This is a genomic window from Pseudodesulfovibrio sp., from assembly GCF_028692895.1.
Lineage (GTDB): Bacteria > Desulfobacterota > Desulfovibrionia > Desulfovibrionales > Desulfovibrionaceae > Pseudodesulfovibrio.
The window spans coordinates 45,577-65,231 of record NZ_JAQUWN010000015.1 but is presented as its reverse complement, the minus strand read 5'-3'; the positions used below and the strand labels follow the sequence as shown (position 1 = coordinate 65,231).

Here is a 19,655-nt window from a genome sequence, read left to right as displayed (position 1 = left end):
GATCCTGCGCATCAGCCTGCTGATCGCCCTGCTGGTGGCCGCCTGCATCGGCTATTACCTCTATCGGGCCGACACCATCGCCGCCGACCTGCGCGCCCAGCACGCCGCCACCCTGGCCAGCCACGTCTCCCTGCGCCTGGGCAAGGAGCGCGACACCGCCACTCCGGCCCTCATCGCCGGGTCGGGCGCGGCCTCCCGCGATTTCCGGGCCGAGGGCATCAACTACGCCCTGCTCCTGGCCCCCGGCGAAGCGGCCAAGTACCCGGCCCTTTCCGGCAAGGCGGACTACGACGACCTGACCCCGGCCGACGGCAGCGGCTTTTCCGACGACGTCCGGGAGGCCCTTTCCTCCCTGGACGTGGCCAGCCTGGTCAAGAGCGGCAGCCTGCTCGGCGCCCGCTATTTCGCCGTGGCCGTGCCGCAGAAGGACGCCTCCGGGCAGCTCATCGGCTACCACGTCCTGGCCGAACCCAGGTCCGTGATCGAGGAGAGCATCGACGCCGCCACCTCCACGGCCCTGCATTTCATCATCACCATGGCGGCGGGCTTCTGCCTGCTGGGCGGGTTCGTCCTGTTCATGCTGAACCGGACCCTGCTCCGGCCCATGCGCAAGCTCGCCGAGTTCGCCCACGCGGTCTCCGAGGGCGACATGGAGCGCGAATTCACCACCGAGACCCGCTACGAACTGAAGACCCTGGCCGACACGATCATGCGCATGATCGGCGGCATGCGCGAACGCACCGCCGAGGCGCAGGAGCAGGCCCGCCAGGCCCACGCCAAGAGCCTCGAAGCCGAGCAGGCCCTGAAGAAGGCCAGCGCGGGCGAGGAGCACGTGAGCAAGCTGCTCTCGGCCCTCCAGGGGGCTTCGTCCAAGGCCGAGGACATTTCCCACCAGGCGCTGGAGGCCGTGAACGAGCTCTCGCGCGAGGTGGACCTGGTGGCCAGGGGCGTGGAGGTCCAGCGCGACCGGATGATGGAGACGGCCACGGCCATGGAGGAGATGAACTCCACCGTGGCCGAGGTGGCCCGCAACGCCTCGCGGGCGGCGGTCAACGCCTCCGCCTCGCATGAAAAGGCCACCACCGGCGCGGAGGGCGTGCGCAGCGCCGTGGCTTCCATCGGTCAGATCGAGACGCGCATCCTGGACCTCAAGGAGACCATGCACCAGCTGGACGAGCAGGCCTCTTCCATCGGCAAGGTCCTGGGCGTCATCACCGAGATCGCGGACCAGACCAACCTCCTGGCGCTCAACGCGGCCATCGAGGCCGCCCGCGCGGGCGAGGCCGGACGCGGGTTCGCCGTGGTGGCCGACGAGGTGCGCAAGCTGGCCGAAAAGACCATGGACGCCACCAAGGAGGTGGAGAAGGTCATCGTCTCCATCCAGGAGGCGGCCAGGGAGAACGTCCGGGCCGTCGAATCCGCGGCCGAGGACATCACCCGCTCCACCGAGGCCTCCAACGAGGCCGGGCGGTTCATGGAGGAGATCGTTTCCATCGTCGAGGAGACCGCCGGACAGGTGGACTCCATCGCCACGGCATCGGAGGAGCAGTCCGCCACCTCGGAGGAGATCAACCGCGCGGTCAGCGACGTCAACCGCATCGCGGCCGAGTCCGCCGAGGGAATGCGCCGCTCGGCCGAAAACCTGGCCAGCATCACCGCCCTGGTCAGCGAGCTGGACGCCACGGTCCAGAAGATGGCCTCCGGCGAGGGCGACGAGGGAGGCGGCCAGCTCATGGTCTGGTCGGACAAGCTCTCGGTGGGCATCCACTCCATCGACGAGCAGCACAAGAAGCTGGTCAAGATGATCAACTCCCTGAACGAGGCCATGAAGTCCCGCAAGTCCCAGTCCGCGCTCACCGACATCGTCAAGGGGCTGGAGGAATACGTGGCCGTGCACTTCGGCTACGAGGAAAAGCTTTTCGACAAGCTCAACTACCCGGACACCCTGTCGCACAAGGCCATCCACCGCAAGTTCGTGGACGAGGTGGTCAAGTTCCGCAAGGAGCTGGCCGCCGGGCGGGCCACGGTGTCCATGGACATCATGCGCTTCCTCAAGGACTGGCTGGTGCAGCACATCATGGGCACCGACGCCCAGTACGGCCCGTTCATGAAGGAACACAACGTCCGCTGATCCCGAGGAGACGCCGTGAGCCGACCCAGGATATACGTGACCCGGCGCATCCCCGAACCGGGGCTGGACCTGCTCCGCCAGGCGGCGGAGGTTGACATGAACCCCGGCGACGCGCCCCTGCCGCGCGCCGAACTCCTGGCCCGGGTGGCCGACTGCGAAGGCGTCCTCGGCCTGCTCACCGAACGCATCGACGCGGAATTCTTCGACGCCGCCCCGCGCCTCAGGGGCTACGCCAACTACGCCGTGGGCTTCGACAACATCGACGTGCCCGAGGCCACCCGGCGGCGCATCCCGGTCTCCAACACCCCGGACGTGCTCACCGACGCCACGGCCGAGTGCGCCTGGGCCCTGCTCTTCGCCGTGGCCCGGCGCGTGGTGGAGGGCGACGGGGTCATGCGCTCCGGCGCTTGGTCGGGCTGGGGCCCGCTCCAGTTCCTGGGCGCGGGCGTGACCGGCAAGACGCTCGGCATCGTGGGCGCGGGCCGCATCGGCTCGGCCATGGCCCTGATGTCTCGTGGATTCCGGATGCCCGTGGTCTACACCACTGGCTCCGGCCGCCCAAGCGAAGTTCTGGACCGCGAGCTCGGGGCCGAGCTGGTCTCCTTCGACGAACTGCTGCGGCGCTCCGACTTCATCTCCGTCCACGCCCCGCTCAACGAGGGGACGCGCCACCTCTTCGACGCCGAGGCCTTCGCCCGGATGAAGCCCTCGGCCATCCTGGTCAACACCGGGCGCGGGCCGGTCATCGACGAGGCCGCCCTGGTGGACGCCCTGCGCGAACGGCGCATCGCCGGGGCCGGGCTCGACGTGTACGAGCGCGAACCGGCCATGGCGCCCGGCCTGGGCAAGCTGGACAACGCCGTGGTCCTGCCCCATGTGGGCTCGGGCACCCGCGAGTCGCGCACGGACATGGCCACACTGGCCGCGCGCAACCTGCTGGCCATGCTCGACGGCAAGCGGCCCGAGACCTGTCTCAACCCCGAACTCTACGCATAACCATGCCCGGCTACGACCGCCAGCGGCGCGACCTGCTGACCATCGCCCGGCGGGCCGTGGACGCGGTCTCGCCCGGCCCGGCCCTGCGCGCGGCCGTGCGCCTCGACGGCGACCGGCTGACCGTGGGCGGCGAGGACTACGACCTGAGCCGGTTCCGGCGCGTCCTGCTGCTCGGCGCGGGCAAGGGCGCGGCCGCCATGGCCGAGGCCGTGGAAGGCATCCTGGGCGAGCGGCTGGACGCGGGGCTGGTGGTCACCAAGTACGGCCACGGCCTGCCCCTGGTAAAGACCGAGGTCCTGGAGGCGGCCCACCCGGTGCCGGACGAAGCGGGCGTGCGCGGGGCCGGGCGGCTCCTCGCCATGGCCGAAACCGCCACGGCCGACGACCTGGTCCTCTGCCTCATCTCCGGCGGGGCGAGCGCCCTGATCCCGGCCCCGCAGCCCCCCGTCACCCTGGCCGACAAGCAGGCCGCCACCAGATCCCTGCTGGCCTGCGGCGCGTCCATTCACGAAATCAACACCGTGCGCAAGCACCTCTCGCGCCTCAAGGGCGGGCGGCTGGCCCGCGCACTGGCCCCGGCCGCCACGGCCGCCCTCATCATCTCCGACGTTGTCGGCGACGACCTGGACGTCATCGCCTCCGGCCCCACGGCCCCGGACGGCTCCACCTTTGCCGACTGCCGGGCCATCCTGGACCGCTACCGGCTCTGCCACCAAGTGCCGGAGAGCGTGGAGCGGCTGGTGGACGCGGGGTGCGCCGGTCGCGTCGGCGAGACCTGCAAGGCGGGCGACCCGTGCTTCGCCAGGGTGCGCAACGTCATCGTGGCGGGCAACGGCATGGCGCTGAACGGCGCGGCACGGGCCGCGCGGGAGCTGGGCTACGCCCCGGTGGTCGCGGACCCCGCCCTGTGCGGCGAGGCGCGGGACCGAGCCCGCGAGCTGGTCCGCCTGGCCGCCGGATACGCCGGGGGCGGGCGCGAACCTTCCCCGCCGGTCTGCCTGCTGGCGGGCGGCGAGACCACGGTCACCATCCAGGGGCCGGGCAAGGGCGGCCGCAACCAGGAGTTCGCCCTGGCAGCCGCCCTGGAGCTGGCCGAACTCGGCCCCGCAGGCGAGCGCCTGGCCGTCATATCCCTGGGCACCGACGGCACGGACGGCCCCACCGACGCGGCGGGCGGCCTGGCCCTGCCCGACACGGCCGGGCCGGAGCGCATCGACGCGGCCCGCGCCGCCCTGGCCGCCAACGACGCCTATCCCTTCCTCGACGCGGCGGGCGCGCTGCTTCGGACCGGCCCCACCCGGACCAACGTCATGGACGTGGTCGCCGTGCTGGTCTCGGACGCTGACTAGCCCCTTACATTTTCGTCCAGTGTGAAATCCGGGGGAAAAGCCCCTCCGTTGCCTCGGCCCTCGCGGGGGGCTAGGGCTGGTATCAGGCGGACGGGCCGCGCGCCCAAACCTCCGCCCGGAGGCAGCATGGACAGTTTCAACTACGAAATCCGCGAATACCGGGCCGGGTTCACCCCGACCCCGGTCCGGGCCATCCGCGAGGCGCCTCTGACCATCGTGCTCAACGGCCGCGAGGTCGTGACCCTGATGTGCACGGCCAAGTACCCGGATTACCTCGCTATCGGCTTCCTCAAGTCCGACGCCTTCCTGACCAGCCCCGATCAGATCACCGACATCTCCGTGCGCGAGGAGGCGGACCGGATCACCGTGAAGGTGGAGACCTGCCACGACCCCTGGAAGGGGCGGACCATGGAGCGCTCCATCACCTCGGGCTGCGGCAAGGGCACCAACTTCGGACGCAACGTGGCGACCATCTCCAAGCGCTCGGTCACCGGCAACATCCGGGTCACCCCGGAGCAGATCCTGGCCCGCGCGGCCGAGCTGCACGAGCGCTCGGCGCTCTACAACGCCACGCGCGGCTGCCACAACGCCTCGCTCTGCACCCCGGACGAGATGCTCCTCTTCCGCGAGGACATCGGCCGCCACAACGCCATCGACATGATCTGCGGCCAGTGCTTCCTGGACGACGTGCCCGTGGACGACAAGATGATCGTCTCCACCGGCCGCGTGGCCTCGGAGATCCTGCTCAAGACCATCCGCATCGGCGTGCCGATCATGGTCTCCACGGCCGTGGCCACCAGCTTCTCCGTGGAGCTGGCCCGCAAGACCGGCATCACCCTGGTGGGCAACGTCTCCCGCGACAGCTTCTGGGTCTATAACGACAAGGGCCGCATCGTCGGGTTCTGAGCCCGCCGCCGCGACGCCCGGCCACGGCCCCGCAGCCCGGCGTCGACCTCGCACCGGCCGCGCATCAGCCCTCGCAGTCCGTTTTCAGGCGATGTTCACGAAAAGTCGAAAAATAGTGACATTTCGGAACACCTTGAATTACCGGGCTAATCCCAAGGCAATATGCCAATTTTGGCATAATTTTATCTAAAAATATCAAATAAATACGGCCGGGTGGAACACACCGGTGCCAAACCTTGATGTAGTGCCAGACCTTTGGCATGATGCTGTCCCGTCTCTAGGATTTTTTCATCACGGAAAATCCAAAAAGGACACCACATGACCTTCAACATCGAGACCGCCGGGCGCCGCCTGGACAAAAAGTTCGCCCAGCTCCGGACCAAATCCTACCTTTCCGGGGAAATCATCGACCTGCTCGACGCGGTGGCCCATCTCCAGTTGGACGCCCGGCCCGACGCGCGGGTCACCCTGCCCGCCGACGCCGAGCTGGCCCCGCGCGAGGCAGTGCTTCAGGGCGCGCCCCTGGTCGGCCGCGAGCGCTTTCCCTACGACGCCGACCAGGCCGAAGCGCTGCTCGGCAAGCTCGTCGCCCTGGTCGGCCGTGGCGACGGCCCCCTCGCCGACGGCGCGAAGATCGTGGCCCGGGCCCTCGAATCGGGATCGCTGCTGCCGGCCGAACTGTTCGAGCGGTTCATGCGCGACGACCACGCCTTCTTCGCCCCCTGGACCGAGCGCATGCCCGGCGCGCCCAAGACCCTTTCCTTCCTGGCCTTCGCCGCCCTGAGCCCGTCCATTGAGGCCGCGGCGGACGAGCTGGCCGAAAAGCTGCCCGAGATGAAGGTCCCGGCCGTGGGCTCCTGCCCGCTGTGCGGCAGCCTGCCGCTCGTCTCCTCCCTGGAGCAGGTGGAGGGCTACCGCCGCGCCACCTGCTCGTTCTGCCGCCACGACTACCGCATCAAGCGCGTGGCCTGCCCGGTCTGCGGCGAAGAGGACCAGCAGAAGCTGACCTACTTCACCGTGGACGAGGAGCCCGGCTTCCGCGTGGACGTATGCGAGACCTGCAAGACCTACGTCAAGACCCTGGATTTCCGGAAGCTGGACCGCATCGCCGTGCCCGTGCTGGACGACCTGGACTCCCTGGCCCTGGACTACGTGGCCGCAGGGCAGGGCTACAGGCGCGCCACGCTTTCGGCCTGGGGATTCTGACAGGAGGAGCCATGCCCGCCATCCCGAGAGAGCCAGCCTTGCGCATCGCCCCAGCACGATTCCCGGACGACACCGACGACTTCGGCGCGCTCCTGCGCGACGAGGCCAAGGCGCGCGACTATCTCCTCGACCTGGCCTGGCCCACGGGCGAGCCATACTGCCCCCGCTGCGGGAACCACCGCATCTACACCCTGTCCGGCGACCGGCTGCGCTGCGCTGGATGCAAGTACACCTTCCAGCCCTTCTCCTGCCGCTGGATCAACAACGGGGCCCTCAGCCCGGCCGAGTGGCTGCGGCTCATCACCATGTTCGTGGACGAGAAGTCCGTGCACGAGATGAAGGAGGAGATCGGGCTCTCCTACAACACGGTCTACAAGGCGCTGACCGCCATCCGCTTCGCCATCCTGGCCCACGCCATCGACGCGCGCCAGCTCATCAGCCCGGCCACGGGGCTCGACTCCTACCTGAACGGCAACCGGCTGACCGGCGGCCCGCGCGAGATGCGCATGGACACCATTCCGGTCTACGGCATCCTGCGCCGCGAGGACATGGTCTTCATCGACCTGGTGCCCGGCTTTCAGGCCGAGACCCTGTTCCACTTCCACATGAACTTCCACCTGAAGCTCATCCGCACCGGCAACCTGATCTACACCGACCGCTACAAGGACTACGACGCCCTGATGTTCTGCGGCAACGACTCCCTGCCCTACGAGATCATCCGCCGCTACGACGAGCCGCCCCACATCGACGCCGTGGGCGACGCCTTCTGGGACTTCGCCCGTGACCGCATCAAGCGTTTCAGGGGCATCTCCTGCCAGCGCTTCCCGCTCTACATGAAGGAGCTGGAGTTCCGCTTCAACAACCGGGGCAAGCCCCTGGCGGGCCAACTGGCCGCCTTCCTCTGCGCCCTGGTCCCCTCCCTGGACTGACGGCCACGGGCCGCGCCTCGTCTCTCGGCTGAAATCATTCGCCTTTTCACGGGCCACCTCCCCTGCGCGCCCCCGGCGTCGCCTCCCGCTCGCCCCAGCGGACCGATGTTGCGACCGGCGGTGCTAAACCGTTGTAAAGAAAACAAATTGTGTCAAATTTGGCATAACGTATCGCATTGAAAAACAATCGGTTAAGAATAACATGTTGAATTTCGGCTGTGCAGGACTCCAGAGAAGACCAATTTCTTTGCGGATTTTTCCTCATTTCCCCATAAGGGATAACAAGTGGAAAAGGAGTACGCACATGCGCACGTCATCCAACCAAAACACAGTCGCGCCCCCCATGCCCTTCGACGGGCTGGGGCTGCCCATGGCGTCCGTCCGGGCGGCGAGCCGGGAGATGCGGCCGGTCTTTCATCCCCAGGATGAAACAGCCGGGCCCGCGTCCCGCCAGCCCTTCCCCGACGCCCTGCGGCAAATCGCCGGCTATCAGCTGCTCGTGGCGCTGGGCCGCGAGATTCGCGGGCGCTGACGCGCCCACAACCCAGGAGGTCGAATGCACACCAATCGAAGGAACTTCCTCAAGCTCTCCGCCGCCGCGGCCGCCGCAACGGCTTTCGGCGGCCTCGGGCTTGGCTGCACCCCCAAGTCGACGACCATCGACCGGGCCGCGGCAATGTCGCCGCAGTGGAGCCGCCAGACCACGTCCGTCTGCTGTTATTGCGCCGTGGGCTGCGGTCTGCTCGTCAACACGTCCCTCAAGGACAAGAAAGCCATCAACGTCGAAGGCGACCCGGACCATCCGGTCAACGAGGGCGCCCTCTGCGCCAAGGGCGCATCCATCTGGCAGTTGGGCGACAACGACCGTCGTCCCAAGTCCGCCCTGTACCGCGCCCCCTACTCCAACAAGTTCAAGGAAGTCTCCCTGGAATGGGCGCTCGAACAGATCGCCCGCAAGGTCAAGGACACCCGCGACTCGGCCTTCACCACGAAGAACGCCAAGGGCCAGGTGGTCAACCGTTGCGACAACATCGCGTCGCTGGGTTCCGCCGCTCTCGACAACGAGGAGTGCTGGGCTTACCAGACCATGCTCCGCAGCCTCGGCCTGGTGTACATAGAACATCAGGCGCGTATCTGACACAGCGCGACTGTTGCGGCTCTGGCAGAGTCGTTCGGACGCGGCGCGATGACCAATCACTGGATCGACATCCAGAACAGTGATTGCATTCTTATCATGGGCAGCAACGCTGCCGAAAACCACCCCATTTCCTTCAAGTGGGTGACCAAGGCCCAGGAAAAGGGCGCGACCCTGATCCACGTTGATCCGCGCTTCACCAGGACCTCCTCCAAGGCCGACATCTACGCGAGCATCCGCTCCGGCGCGGACATCGCGGTGCTCGGCGGCATGATCAAGTACATTCTCGACAAGGACCTGATCTTCAAGCAGTACGTGGTGGACTACACCAACGCCTCCTTCATCGTGGGCGACGCGTTCACCTTCGACGACGGCCTGTTCGCGGGCTACGACGCCAAGACCAAGTCCTACGACAAGTCCAAGTGGGCCTTCGCCATGGACGCGGAAGGCAACCCGAAAAAGGACCCGACCCTCAAGGACCCGCGCTGCGTGTACCAGTTGCTGAAAAAGCACTACTCGCGCTACGACCTGGACAAGGTCTCGTCCATCTCCGGCATGCCCAAGGCCGACCTCGTCACCCTGTACGAGACATACGCGGCCACCGGCAAGCCGGACAAGGCGGGCACCATCATGTACGCCATGGGCTGGACCCAGCACACCGTCGGCGTGCAGAACATCCGCACCATGGCCATGATCCAGCTCCTGCTGGGCAACATCGGCGTGGCCGGCGGCGGCGTCAACGCCCTGCGCGGCGAATCCAACGTCCAGGGCTCCACGGACCACTGCCTGCTCTACCACATCCTGCCCGGCTACCTCGGCACGCCCCTGGCGTCCCAGCCCACCCTGGCGGACTACAACAAGGCCCACACTCCGGTCTCCCACGACCCGAAGTCGGCCAACTGGTGGGGCAACTTCCCGAAGTACTCCGCCTCCCTCATCAAGTCCATGTGGCAGGACGACGACCCCGAGGTCGCCTACAACTACCTGCCCCGCCTGGATTCGCTCAAGGCGAGCGAGTACTCGTGGCTGACCCTGTTCGACAAGATGGAGGGCGGCCAGTTCAAGGGCCTCTTCTCCTGGGGCATGAACCCGGCCTGCTCCGGCGCCAACGCCAACAAGAACCGCCACGCCCTGGGTCAGCTCGACTGGCTCGTGAACGTCAACATCTTCCCCAACGAGACCGGCTGGTTCTGGGAAGGACCGGGTCAGGACCCCTCGAAGATCAAAACCGAGGTCTTCTTCCTGCCCTGCGCCGTGTCCATCGAGAAGGAAGGCTCCATCACCAACTCCGGCCGCTGGATGCAGTGGCGCTACAAGGGTCCGGACGCCCCGAACGGTCAAAAGCCCGACGGCGACCTGATGTACGAGCTGATGGAGAAAATCCGCCACCTCTACGCCAAGGAAGGCGGCGCCTACCCCGAGCCCATCACCCGGCTCACCTGGGACTCCATCGCCACCGACGGCGTTTTCGACCCGCACAAGACGGCCAAGCTGATCAACGGGCACTTCACCCGTGACGTCACCATCAAGGACAAGGTGTACAAGAAGGGCCAGCAGGTCCCGAGCTTCGCCTTCCTCCAGGCCGACGGCTCCACCGCCTCCGGCAACTGGCTGTACTGCAACTCCTACACGGACAAGGGCAACATGGCCGCCCGGCGCGACCTGGCCCAGACCGAGGAGCAGGCGAACATCGGGCTCTACCCGAACTTCTCCTGGTGCTGGCCGGTCAACCGCCGCATCCTCTACAACCGCGCCTCCGTGGACCTGCAGGGCAAGCCCTTCAACCCGGCCAAGGCGGTCATCGCGTGGAACCCCGAGACCAAGAAGTGGGTGGGCGACGTGCCCGACGGCGGCTGGGCCCCCGGCACCAAATACGCCTTCATCATGCGCAAGCACGGCTTCGGCCAGATCTTCGGCCCCGGCCGGGCCGACGGTCCGTTCCCCGAATACTACGAGCCCCTGGAGTGCCCGGTGAAGGAGCATCCGTTCTCAAGCACCCTGCACAACCCCACGGCGCTCTCCTTCGACGACGAGCACAAGGCCGCGTGCGATCCCAAGTATCCGTTCATCGGCACCACCTACCGCGTCACCGAGCACTGGCAGACGGGCCTCATGACCCGCAACTGCCCGTGGCTGGTGGAGGCGGAGCCCCAGGTGTTCGTCGAGATGAGCGAGGAGCTGGCCAAGCTGCGTGGCTTCAAGAACGGCGAAAAGGTCGTCGTCCAGTCCGTGCGCGGCTCCATCTGGGCCATAGCCATCGTCACCAAGCGGTTCAAGCCGTTCATGGTCGAAGGCGCGGAAATCCACCAGGTGGGCCTGCCCTGGCACTTCGGCTGGACCTGGCCGAAGAACGGCGGCGATTCCGCCAACATCCTGACCCCGTCCGTGGGCGACCCGAACACCGGCATCCCCGAAACCAAGGCCTTCATGGTCAACGTCGTCAAGGCGTAAAGGAGGAACGACATGAGCAAGACCTTCTTCATCGACCTGACCCGTTGCACGGCCTGCCGCGGCTGCCAGATCGCCTGCAAGCAGTGGAAGAAACTCCCGGCCGAACCCACCGAGAACTGGGGCTCCCACCAGAACCCCAAGGACCTCTCCGGGGTCACCCTCAAGGTCGTCCGGTTCAACGAGGTGGAAATCGACGGCAAGCTGGACTGGCTGTTCTTCCCGGAACAGTGCCGCCACTGCATCGAGCCGCCCTGCCTGGACGCCATGACCGTCCCCGGCGCCATCGTCCATGACCCCGAGACCGGGGCCGTGGTCTACACCGCGCTGACCGCCAAGGAGCCGGACAAGGAGGCCTTCGCCGCCTCCTGTCCGTACAACATCCCGCGCGTCAACAAGGAGACCGGCCAGGTGGTCAAGTGCGACATGTGCAACGACCGCGTGAAAATGGGCCTCCTGCCCGCCTGCGTCCAGACCTGCCCCACCGGGGCCATGAACTTCGGCGACCGCGACGAGATGCTCGCGCTGGCCGAGGAACGCCTCGCCAAGGTGCAGGAAAAGCATCCGGACGCCGAGCTGGTGGACTACGAGGACGTGCGCGTCATCTACCTCGCCAAGACCGACACGGCCAACTACTACGAGTACCTGTCCGCCGACGCGACGCCCGTGCGGCGCGGCCCCATGACCCGGAAGCAGTTCCTGGCCGGGCTGGCCCGTCCGGTGCGGCGCATGCGCAGCTAGACGAAAAAACCGCCCGGCGCGGCCATCCGCGCCGGGCGGTTCACCCGAAGAACACCTCCGTAGCGCTTGCGCGCGGAGTTCTCCGGCCCCGGCGTCGCCATGCGCCGGGGCTTTTTCTCATGGTGCCGTATCAAATCAAGCAGGGAATGCTTGTCATTTCCCCAATAAAAACGTAGTGGTAATAGTGTTTCCCTCAACCTAGTTCAAAATCGGAGACTGTCTTGCGCGCGTTCCCGTGGATAGCCCTGCTCTGCCTCGCCCTGCTCGCCTCCGGGTGCGACAGCCGCGACCGTTCCGAGACCGCGCCCCCGCACACCCCGGGCGTGAGCGACACCGAGATACGCCTCGGCTCCTCCCTGCCGCTGACGGGCCACGCGGGCTACCTGGGCACCCAGACCCTGCGCGGGGCCGAGGCCTACCTCCGCCACGTCAACGACGAGGGCGGCGTGCATGGCCGCAAGATCTCCCTCCAGGTCCTGGACGACTCCTCCGACCCGCCCCGCTGCCTGGCCAACACCCAGCGCCTCATCATCGACAACGACGTCCTCGCCCTGTTCTGCTACGTGGGCACCCCCACCACGGTGAAGGTCCTCTCCCTGGTGGAGGAGGCGCGCATCCCGCTGGTGGGCATGTTCACCGGGGCCAACGCCCTGCGCCAGCCCTTCAACCGCTACGTCATCAACATCCGCGCCTCCTATTATCAGGAGACCAAGGCCGCCGTGCAGCACCTGGTCCACGACCTGGGGCTGCGCAGCATCGCGGTCTTCTACCAGTACGACGCCTACGGATTCGACGGCCTGGTCGGCACGGAGCTGGCCCTCAAGGAATACGACCTCGAACCCGTGGGGCGCGGCTCCTACATCCGGGGCACGCGCAACGTGGCCGAGGGACTGGAGCGCATCCGCCGCTCCGGGGCCCAGGCCGTGGTCATGATCGGGACCTACGACGCCTGCGCCCAGTTCATCAACCTGGCCCGCGAACGGCACTACAACCCGGTCTTTTACACCGTCTCCTTCGTTGGCGCGGAGGAACTGGCCCGGCGCATCGCCGACAGCCGGGGCTCCACCGTGCTCATGTCCCAGGTCATGCCCCCGCCCGTGGACGGGGACGACGACAACAGCGCCGCCGAACAGTACGTCCGGCTGCTGGACAAGTACTACCCCGGCGACACCCCGAGCTTCGTGGGCCTTGAAGGGTTCATGAACGCCCGGATCATGGTGGAGGGGCTCATGCGCGCCGGGCGCGACCTGACCCGCGAGAAACTGGTCAGCGCCATCGAGTCCATCCAGGACCTGAAGCTCGGCCCCGGCCTGACCATCAACTACGGCCCCTACGACCGGCAGGGGCTGGACGCCATTTTCTTCACCCGGCTGGAGCAGGGCCGCTTCGTTCCCTTCGAGGACTGGCCCGAGCTGAAGCGGGAGCTGGAGGAACGGCCATGAGCCGGAATTCCCGCCTCTCGGCCCGCATCGCCCGCATCGGCCTGCGCGAGAAACTGCTCTTCTCGATGCTCGCGGCCGTGCTCTTCATCAGCGTGGCCATCGCGCTCATCTCGCGCTACATCCTCATCAGCTCGCTCACCCACGAGCTGGAAATGCGCGGCTACGCCATCGCCCACTCCGTGGCCGAGCGCGGCGGGTCCTACATCCTGGACAACGACATTCCGCAGCTCCTGAGCCTGATCTTCGACGAAACGCGCATCCGCCAGCGCAAGCAGCTCATCGCCTACGTCTACATCGAAGACCAGCACGGCAAGGTCCTGGCCCACACCCTGACCCGCAACCTGCCGGAGAGCCTGCACTCCAACGCCATCCCGCCCGTGGAGCAGGAGTCGGTCAAGCTGCTGAACATGGACGGGCAGGAGATCTACGACATCGCGGCGGCCATCAACGAGGGCCTTTACCGCATCGGCACGGTCCACGTGGGGCTGAACAAGAAACACATCGACGCCCTGGTGGGCAAGCTCCGGGTGGCCTTCTTCGGCTTCATCTCGGCGGTCATCATCATCACCTTCATCCTCAGCTCCTGGCTCTCCAAGTACATCTCCAAGCCCGTGTCCGACCTGACCCGGCTGTCCGACGAAATCAGCCGGGGCAACTTCGACATCCCGCTCCAGATCGGCCCCGAGGAGGATTGGGACACCTCCCAGTGCCCGGCCTTCACCAACACCGACCTGCCCTGCTGGCACTTCGACCAGTCCCGCAGCGGCGAGAGCCCGGGCGAGGTCTACCGCCACTGCGCGGACTGCGCCTTCTACCGCAAGCACGAGGGCGACGAGGTGGTCCAGCTCGGCGACTCCTTCCGCAACATGGTCTGGTCCATCAAGCTCTACCGCCACCGGCTGCGCGAGTCCGAGGAGAAATACCGCTCCCTGTTCGACTCCGGCCCGGACCCCATCTTCGTGGTGGACCTGGACAAGGGCGAAATCCGCGACGCCAACCCGCGCGCCGAGGAACTCTACCATTACCGCAAGTCCGACCTCCTGGGCATGAAATTCCTGGACCTCGGCCCCGAGCACAACCTGGACTGCTTGAACTACTTCGACGAGGACGGCTCGGGCTGCGTCTATTTTCCCAAGCGGCTGCACTACAAGAGCGGCGGCGAACCGTTCTTCGTGAACATGCACGCCTGCCCCATCTCCTACCGGGGACGGCACGCCATCATCATCGCGGTCACCGACATCACCGAACTGATCGAAAAGGACGCCCAGCTCATCCAGGCGGGCAAGATGAAATCCCTGGGCGAGATGTCCGCGGGCGTGGCCCACGAGCTGAACCAACCCCTCAACGCCATCAAGATGGGCAGCGAGTTCCTGGCCATGATGTCCGAGGAGGGCATCGAGGTGCCCAAGGAGCACTTCCTGGAGGTGGTCCGCGAGATCTCCAACCAGGTGGACCGCGCAACCGAGATCATCAACACCCTGCGCTCCTTCGGCCGCAAGTCGGACATCCTGGAGGAGCCGGTCAACCTCAACCAGCCCGTGCGCGCGGTCATGTCCATGATCCGGCGGCAGTTCGAGCTGGGCGACATCCGGTTCGAACTGAACCTCGCCGACGACCTGCCCGCCATCCTGGCCCACTCCAACCGGCTCCAGCAGGTCGTCTTCAACATGGTGGCCAATGCGCGCGACGCCATCAACGACGCGTCCTCGCCCCGGGACCCGAGGCGCGAGCGGCGCATCTCCATCCGCACCGGCAGGGACGACGGCCACGTCTTCGTCGAGGTGGCGGACACGGGATCGGGCATCAGCCCCGAGGACCAGGACAAGGTTTTCGAGCCCTTCTTCACCACCAAGGAGGCGGGCCAGGGCATGGGCCTCGGGCTGGCCATCACCTACGGCATCGTCAAGGACTACGGCGGGGACATCCGCATTCAGAGCGAATTGGGCCAGGGCACGGTATTCCATGTGGAATTCCCGGCCGCATGGGCCCGCGGAGGCAACAAGGCATGAAAAAGGAAAAAGTGCTGGTCATCGACGACGAACGGCCGACCCTCAGAATGTTCACCCTGCTCCTTTCGGCCTACGGCTACGACATCATCACGGCCGAAAACGGCCGCGATGGCGTCGAGGCCTTTGAGCGGGAGTCCCCCGGCCTGGTCCTGACCGACATCAAAATGCCGGTCATGGACGGCATCGAAGTGCTCAAGGCCATCAAGCGGATCAACCCCCAGACCGAGGTCATCGTCATCACCGGCCACGGCGACATGGACCTGGCCATCCAGGCCCTGAACCTCGACGCCACGGACTTCATCAACAAGCCGCTGAGGCGCCACGACCTGGAGCAGGCCCTGCGCCGCGCCAGCCAGCGCCTGGCCATCGCCAAGAACGAGGAGGGGCAGGTCCGCCTGGAGGAACGGGGCAAGACCGCGGTCATCAACGTGCGCGGCAACGTCTCCACCCACTCCATTCCCCACCTGGCCGAGGCCCTGGAGCGGGCCTCCAACCTGGGGCACAGGGTGCTCCTCCTGGACTTTGACGAAAACGCCTCCATCAACGGCGCGGGCCTGACCGGCCTCAAGGAACTGCTGGAGAAACAACGGGAACACGGCAGACGCGTGATCCTGGCCGGGCTCACCGACAATTTCCGGGCTGTGTTCGAGTCCATGGGCATCACCCGCATCGCCGAAATTTTCGACAACCGGGACGACGCCCTGGCCGCTCACTGACCCTTGCCCGCCACCTCGTCCAGAGCGTGGACCAACTCGCCCAGGTCGGGCCGCTTGTTGACGTCACCCACGTGAATCCAGCGGATGACGCCTTTTTTGTCGATGATGAACAGGGCCCGCTCGGCAGTGCCGTCCGAACGCAGCACGCCGTAGGCCGAGGCCGCCGCGCCGTGGGGCCAGAAGTCGGAGAGCACCGGAAAGCCGAGGCCGCCCATGGCCTCCACCCAGGCGTGCTGGCTCGGCCAGTTGTCCTCGCTGATGCCCAGAAGCTGCGCCCCCCGCTCCGCAAACAGGCCCAGGGCCAGGTTGTAGCCCGGCCACTGGTCCGAGCAGACCGGGGTCCACGCCGCCGGGACAAAGGAAAGGATCACGATTCGCCCCCGGTAGTCGGCCAGCCGGACCCGCTTGCCCGTAAAGCTTGGCAGGTCGAAGGCCGGGGCCGCGTCGCCCACCTTGACCTTCAGCACCGAATCCACCGGCTTGAGCTTCCCGACGTCATAGACGTGCATGTGGTCGGCCGCGGCCGCAATGGGGCACAGGCAGATCAGCAGGGCCAGAATGCATCCTCGCATGGCTTGCTCCTACCTGGCCGTCAGGTCCTTGAGCAGGGCGAGCAGGACGTCCACGTCGCTGAGCGCGCCCACGTGGTGGTAGCGGACGGACCGGCCGTCCTCCAGGTCCACCAGGTAGAAGGCCGGGGTCCCCACCTCGTCCAGGGCCTTGTGCCAGGTGAAATCCGGGTCGTCGAAGAGAGGGAAGGGCACGGCGTACTTCTCGCGGAAGACGTTGACCTCGAAGGCAGTGTTGCCCGTGCCGATGCCGATGAACCGCATGTCCTTGCCGAAGCCCGCCTCCCGGACCTTGGCGTAGAGCTGGTTGACCGAGGGCGCGTCGTGCTGGCAGATGGGGCAGTACATGCTGAAGACCTCGACGAAGACGTAGCGCGCGCCAACGGCCGAGGGCCGGACCTCGTCGCCGGACAGGCCGAGATAGGACCGCTGCCCGGCCTCCAGCGGGCCCGTCAGGGGCAGATCGGGAAACGCCTGGCCCGCGATGGCCGGAGCGGCCAGAAGCATCAGCAGAAAAAGAGCCAGTATCAACCGTCGAAACATGCCATGCCTCCGCGCCAATAGTTTTTTCCCTTTGCCACATAATGCGTCAGGCCGTCCCCGAAGACAAAGCCGCTCCTCACTGGCCCGGTTTGGCACCGCCGGGCCGCGCCGCCCCCTCCTTCGGTCCTCCCGCCCGCTCCGCACAAATAGCATCAATGTGCATTTTGTAGTTTTTATTTCACGTTTTTGTGATAAATAGGTCGATTCCCTCCCGGTCCAGGGCGCGAAATCCCGAAAAACCGAGCAATGGCGGGCTCTGGCATCATGCTTGCTTTATCGCGGTATGCCTCGAAGCGTCAATGGAATGAAACACGGCGCCCTGCTGGCCATCTGCCAGGTCATCGACCAGTCCATCGAGCTGGAGTCGGCCCTGGAGCATGTGCTGCGGATCATGTCCGACGAGCTGTCCATGCAGCGCGCCACGGTAACCCTTTATGACCCGGAAACGGGCCAGCTCTCCATCAACGCCTCCTACGGCCTGACCCCGGAGGAGAAGCGGCGCGGCGTCTACCGCCTGGACGAGGGCGTCACCGGGCGCATCTTCCAGACCGGCGAGCCCTACTTCGTCCCTGACATCGACAAGGAGCCGCTCTTCCTGGACCGCACCGGGGCGCGTCGGCTCAAGCGCGGGATGATCTCGTTCATCGGCGTGCCCATCATGCTCCACGGCACGCCCATCGGCGTGCTCAACGTGGACCGCATCTTCTCGGACGACATCGGCTTCGAGGAGGACATCGACTTCCTCAAGGTGGTCTCCACCCTCATCGGCCAGTTCATCAGCCTCAACGAGAAGATCATGGAGCGGGAGGCCGTGCTCAAGCGCGAGAACACCTCCCTCAAGTACCAGATTTCCAAGAGCACCAAGGGGCCCTACATCGTCGGCCAGAGCCAGGCCATGACCGAGGTGCAGCGGCAGATGGAGAAGGTCTCGCCCACCCGGGCCACGGTCCTGCTCCTGGGCGAATCCGGCGTGGGCAAGACGCTCATCGCCCGGATAATCCACGAACTCTCGGAGCGCGCCCAGTACCCGTTCATCAAGGTCAACTGCGCCTCCATTCCTGAGAACCTGCTGGAATCCGAGCTGTTCGGCCATGAGAAGGGCGCGTTCACCGGAGCCACCAACTCCCGGCCCGGCCGGTTCGAGGAGGCGGACTCGGGCACCATCTTCCTGGACGAGATCGGCGAGCTGCCCATGGGCCTCCAGGCCAAACTCCTGCGCGTGCTCCAGGACAAGGAGCTGGAGCGGCTGGGGAGCAACCGCACCCGGCACATCGACGTGCGCATCCTGACCGCCACCAACCGCGACCTGGGCGACCTGGTGGAGCACGGCAAGTTCCGGCTCGACCTCTACTACCGCCTGAACGTCTTTCCCATCCGCGTGCCCGCCCTGCGCGAGCGCAAGGAGGACATCCCCGGCCTGCTCAACCACTTCATGCGCCGCATGGCCGAGGACTACGGCCGGATTATGCACTTCACGCCCACGGCGCTGGACGCGCTGATCCGCTACGACTGGCCGGGCAACGTCCGCGAGATGCAGAACCTGATCGAGCGGCTGGTCATCATGTCCGAGACCGAGCGCATCAGCCTGGAGTTCCTCAAGTCCTACCTGGCCCCGGGCCAGTCGGCCACCACCCAGGAGGTCCTGGGCCCGGCCGTGGCCCCCGCGCACCAGACCTCGCTCAAGGAGGTGGAGCGCAACGAGGTCCTGGCCGCCCTGGAGCGCAACGACTGGCTGCAGTACAAGGCCGCCGAGGCCCTGGGGCTGACCGCCCGCCAGATGGGCTACCGGGTCAAGAAGTACAACCTGGAGTCCATGATAGCCGAGGGCCGCGCCCGGCTGCGCCGCCGCCGGAAGACGAACTGATTTTTCCCGACAACACCTCCCCCCCAAAAGGACGGCCCCGTCGGTCATTGTGACCGGCGGGGCCGTTCAGGTGGATGCGGACGGTTGGTTGCGATGGCGCCTACTCCCTACTCCGCCGGGCCGTAGGTGCGGACCGAGGCGATCTTCTCCCAGTCGTAGTAGGTGTTGATGTTGGCGCCGTCCCTGACGCAGGTGACGCGCACGAACTCCTCGCCCAGGAACAGGGTGGCGGCCTCGTAGACCGCGCCCTCGTTGACCTGGACCTTGATGTCCTTCCTGAGCTTGCGTGACATGGTCCCCTGCACGGGCGTGGACGCGTACTCGAACACTTTCTCCAACGTCGCCTTGTTCATAGGATTCCTCCTTGGATGGTTGGCCGCGCCGATGCACGGGAGCGGTCCGGGTGCGCGAACCGGGAATGGTTCGGACCGCCGTCACCGGCGCGGCAAATTCGTTCGGGGCAAGGCGCAAGCCCCCGTCGGGGCCGCGGCGCAGTCCTCCTGCGCAAGGGTCCGGCCGAAACGCGGCAACGCAGCCATCGCGTCCATCTCAGCCAGCGCGCCCCTCCGATCCCGGCTAGGGCCGGAGATCGGTGCGAGGGCAAGGCGCAAGCTTCGGCCGGGGCCGCGGCGCAGTCCTCCTGCGCAAGGGTCCGGCCGAAGCGCGGCAAC

General features: G+C 66.6%; 16 protein-coding genes. 13 read left to right on the top strand and 3 right to left on the bottom strand.

Going from position 1 to position 19,655, the window contains the following annotated elements; translation table 11 throughout:
• From PHP91_RS05810 to PHP91_RS05755, 12 genes are all read left to right on the top strand, one after another.
• Positions 1-2,131 (top strand): bacteriohemerythrin (locus PHP91_RS05810; RefSeq protein WP_366141539.1); only part of this gene is annotated, 2,131 nt, incomplete at its 5' end.
• 15 nt (positions 2,132-2,146) lie between these two features.
• Positions 2,147-3,127: a D-glycerate dehydrogenase gene (locus PHP91_RS05805; protein WP_300138228.1), complete on the top strand. Its 981-nt coding sequence runs from the start codon at positions 2,147-2,149 to the stop codon at positions 3,125-3,127.
• A gap of 2 nt (positions 3,128-3,129) precedes the next feature.
• Positions 3,130-4,476: a DUF4147 domain-containing protein gene (locus tag PHP91_RS05800; RefSeq protein WP_300138225.1), complete on the top strand. Its 1,347-nt coding sequence runs from the start codon at positions 3,130-3,132 to the stop codon at positions 4,474-4,476.
• Between the two features lie 126 nt (positions 4,477-4,602).
• Positions 4,603-5,382 (top strand): formate dehydrogenase accessory sulfurtransferase FdhD, encoded by a 780-nt coding sequence (gene fdhD, locus PHP91_RS05795; protein WP_300138222.1) that lies wholly within the window; start codon positions 4,603-4,605, stop codon positions 5,380-5,382.
• Positions 5,383-5,700: 318 nt separating this feature from the next.
• On the top strand, positions 5,701-6,588 hold the full coding sequence (locus PHP91_RS05790) for a formate dehydrogenase accessory protein FdhE (RefSeq protein WP_300138219.1): 888 nt from the start codon (positions 5,701-5,703) through the stop codon (positions 6,586-6,588).
• Between the two features lie 11 nt (positions 6,589-6,599).
• Positions 6,600-7,517: an IS1595 family transposase gene (locus PHP91_RS05785; RefSeq protein ID WP_300138216.1), complete on the top strand. Its 918-nt coding sequence runs from the start codon at positions 6,600-6,602 to the stop codon at positions 7,515-7,517.
• 304 nt (positions 7,518-7,821) lie between these two features.
• Positions 7,822-8,049: a hypothetical protein gene (locus PHP91_RS05780; RefSeq protein ID WP_300138213.1), complete on the top strand. Its 228-nt coding sequence runs from the start codon at positions 7,822-7,824 to the stop codon at positions 8,047-8,049.
• A gap of 24 nt (positions 8,050-8,073) precedes the next feature.
• The gene (gene fdnG, locus PHP91_RS05775; RefSeq protein WP_300138210.1) at positions 8,074-11,103 is read left to right on the top strand and encodes a formate dehydrogenase-N subunit alpha; all 3,030 of its coding nucleotides are present in this window, start codon (positions 8,074-8,076) and stop codon (positions 11,101-11,103) included.
• 12 nt (positions 11,104-11,115) lie between these two features.
• Entirely contained in the window at positions 11,116-11,841 is a 726-nt protein-coding gene (locus PHP91_RS05770) for a 4Fe-4S dicluster domain-containing protein (protein WP_300138208.1), read from the top strand.
• Positions 11,842-12,062: 221 nt separating this feature from the next.
• Positions 12,063-13,283, top strand: a complete 1,221-nt coding sequence (locus PHP91_RS05765) for an ABC transporter substrate-binding protein (RefSeq protein ID WP_300138205.1) — start codon at positions 12,063-12,065, stop codon at positions 13,281-13,283.
• The gene (locus PHP91_RS05760) at positions 13,280-15,292 is read left to right on the top strand and encodes an ATP-binding protein (RefSeq protein ID WP_300138202.1); all 2,013 of its coding nucleotides are present in this window, start codon (positions 13,280-13,282) and stop codon (positions 15,290-15,292) included. Before PHP91_RS05765 ends, PHP91_RS05760 begins: the two co-directional genes overlap by 4 nt.
• Positions 15,289-16,008 (top strand): response regulator, encoded by a 720-nt coding sequence (locus PHP91_RS05755; protein ID WP_300138199.1) that lies wholly within the window; start codon positions 15,289-15,291, stop codon positions 16,006-16,008. Before PHP91_RS05760 ends, PHP91_RS05755 begins: the two co-directional genes overlap by 4 nt.
• On the opposite strand, the gene PHP91_RS05750 is transcribed toward PHP91_RS05755, so the two are convergent.
• Entirely contained in the window at positions 16,002-16,580 is a 579-nt protein-coding gene (locus tag PHP91_RS05750; RefSeq protein ID WP_300138196.1) for a peroxiredoxin, read from the bottom strand. The genes PHP91_RS05755 and PHP91_RS05750 overlap by 7 nt on opposite strands.
• A gap of 9 nt (positions 16,581-16,589) precedes the next feature.
• A complete protein-coding gene (locus tag PHP91_RS05745) occupies positions 16,590-17,120 on the bottom strand; it encodes a TlpA disulfide reductase family protein (protein WP_300138194.1) in 531 nt (176 codons plus the stop codon).
• Positions 17,121-17,403: 283 nt separating this feature from the next.
• Between PHP91_RS05745 and PHP91_RS05740 the strand changes: the two genes are divergently transcribed.
• Positions 17,404-18,984, top strand: coding sequence for a sigma 54-interacting transcriptional regulator (locus PHP91_RS05740; protein WP_300138191.1), 1,581 nt, complete (start codon positions 17,404-17,406; stop codon positions 18,982-18,984).
• 107 nt (positions 18,985-19,091) lie between these two features.
• Here PHP91_RS05740 and PHP91_RS05735 read toward each other — a convergent pair whose 3' ends face one another.
• Positions 19,092-19,337, bottom strand: coding sequence for a hypothetical protein (locus PHP91_RS05735; protein ID WP_300138189.1), 246 nt, complete (start codon positions 19,335-19,337; stop codon positions 19,092-19,094).
• Positions 19,338-19,655 lie beyond the last annotated feature (318 nt).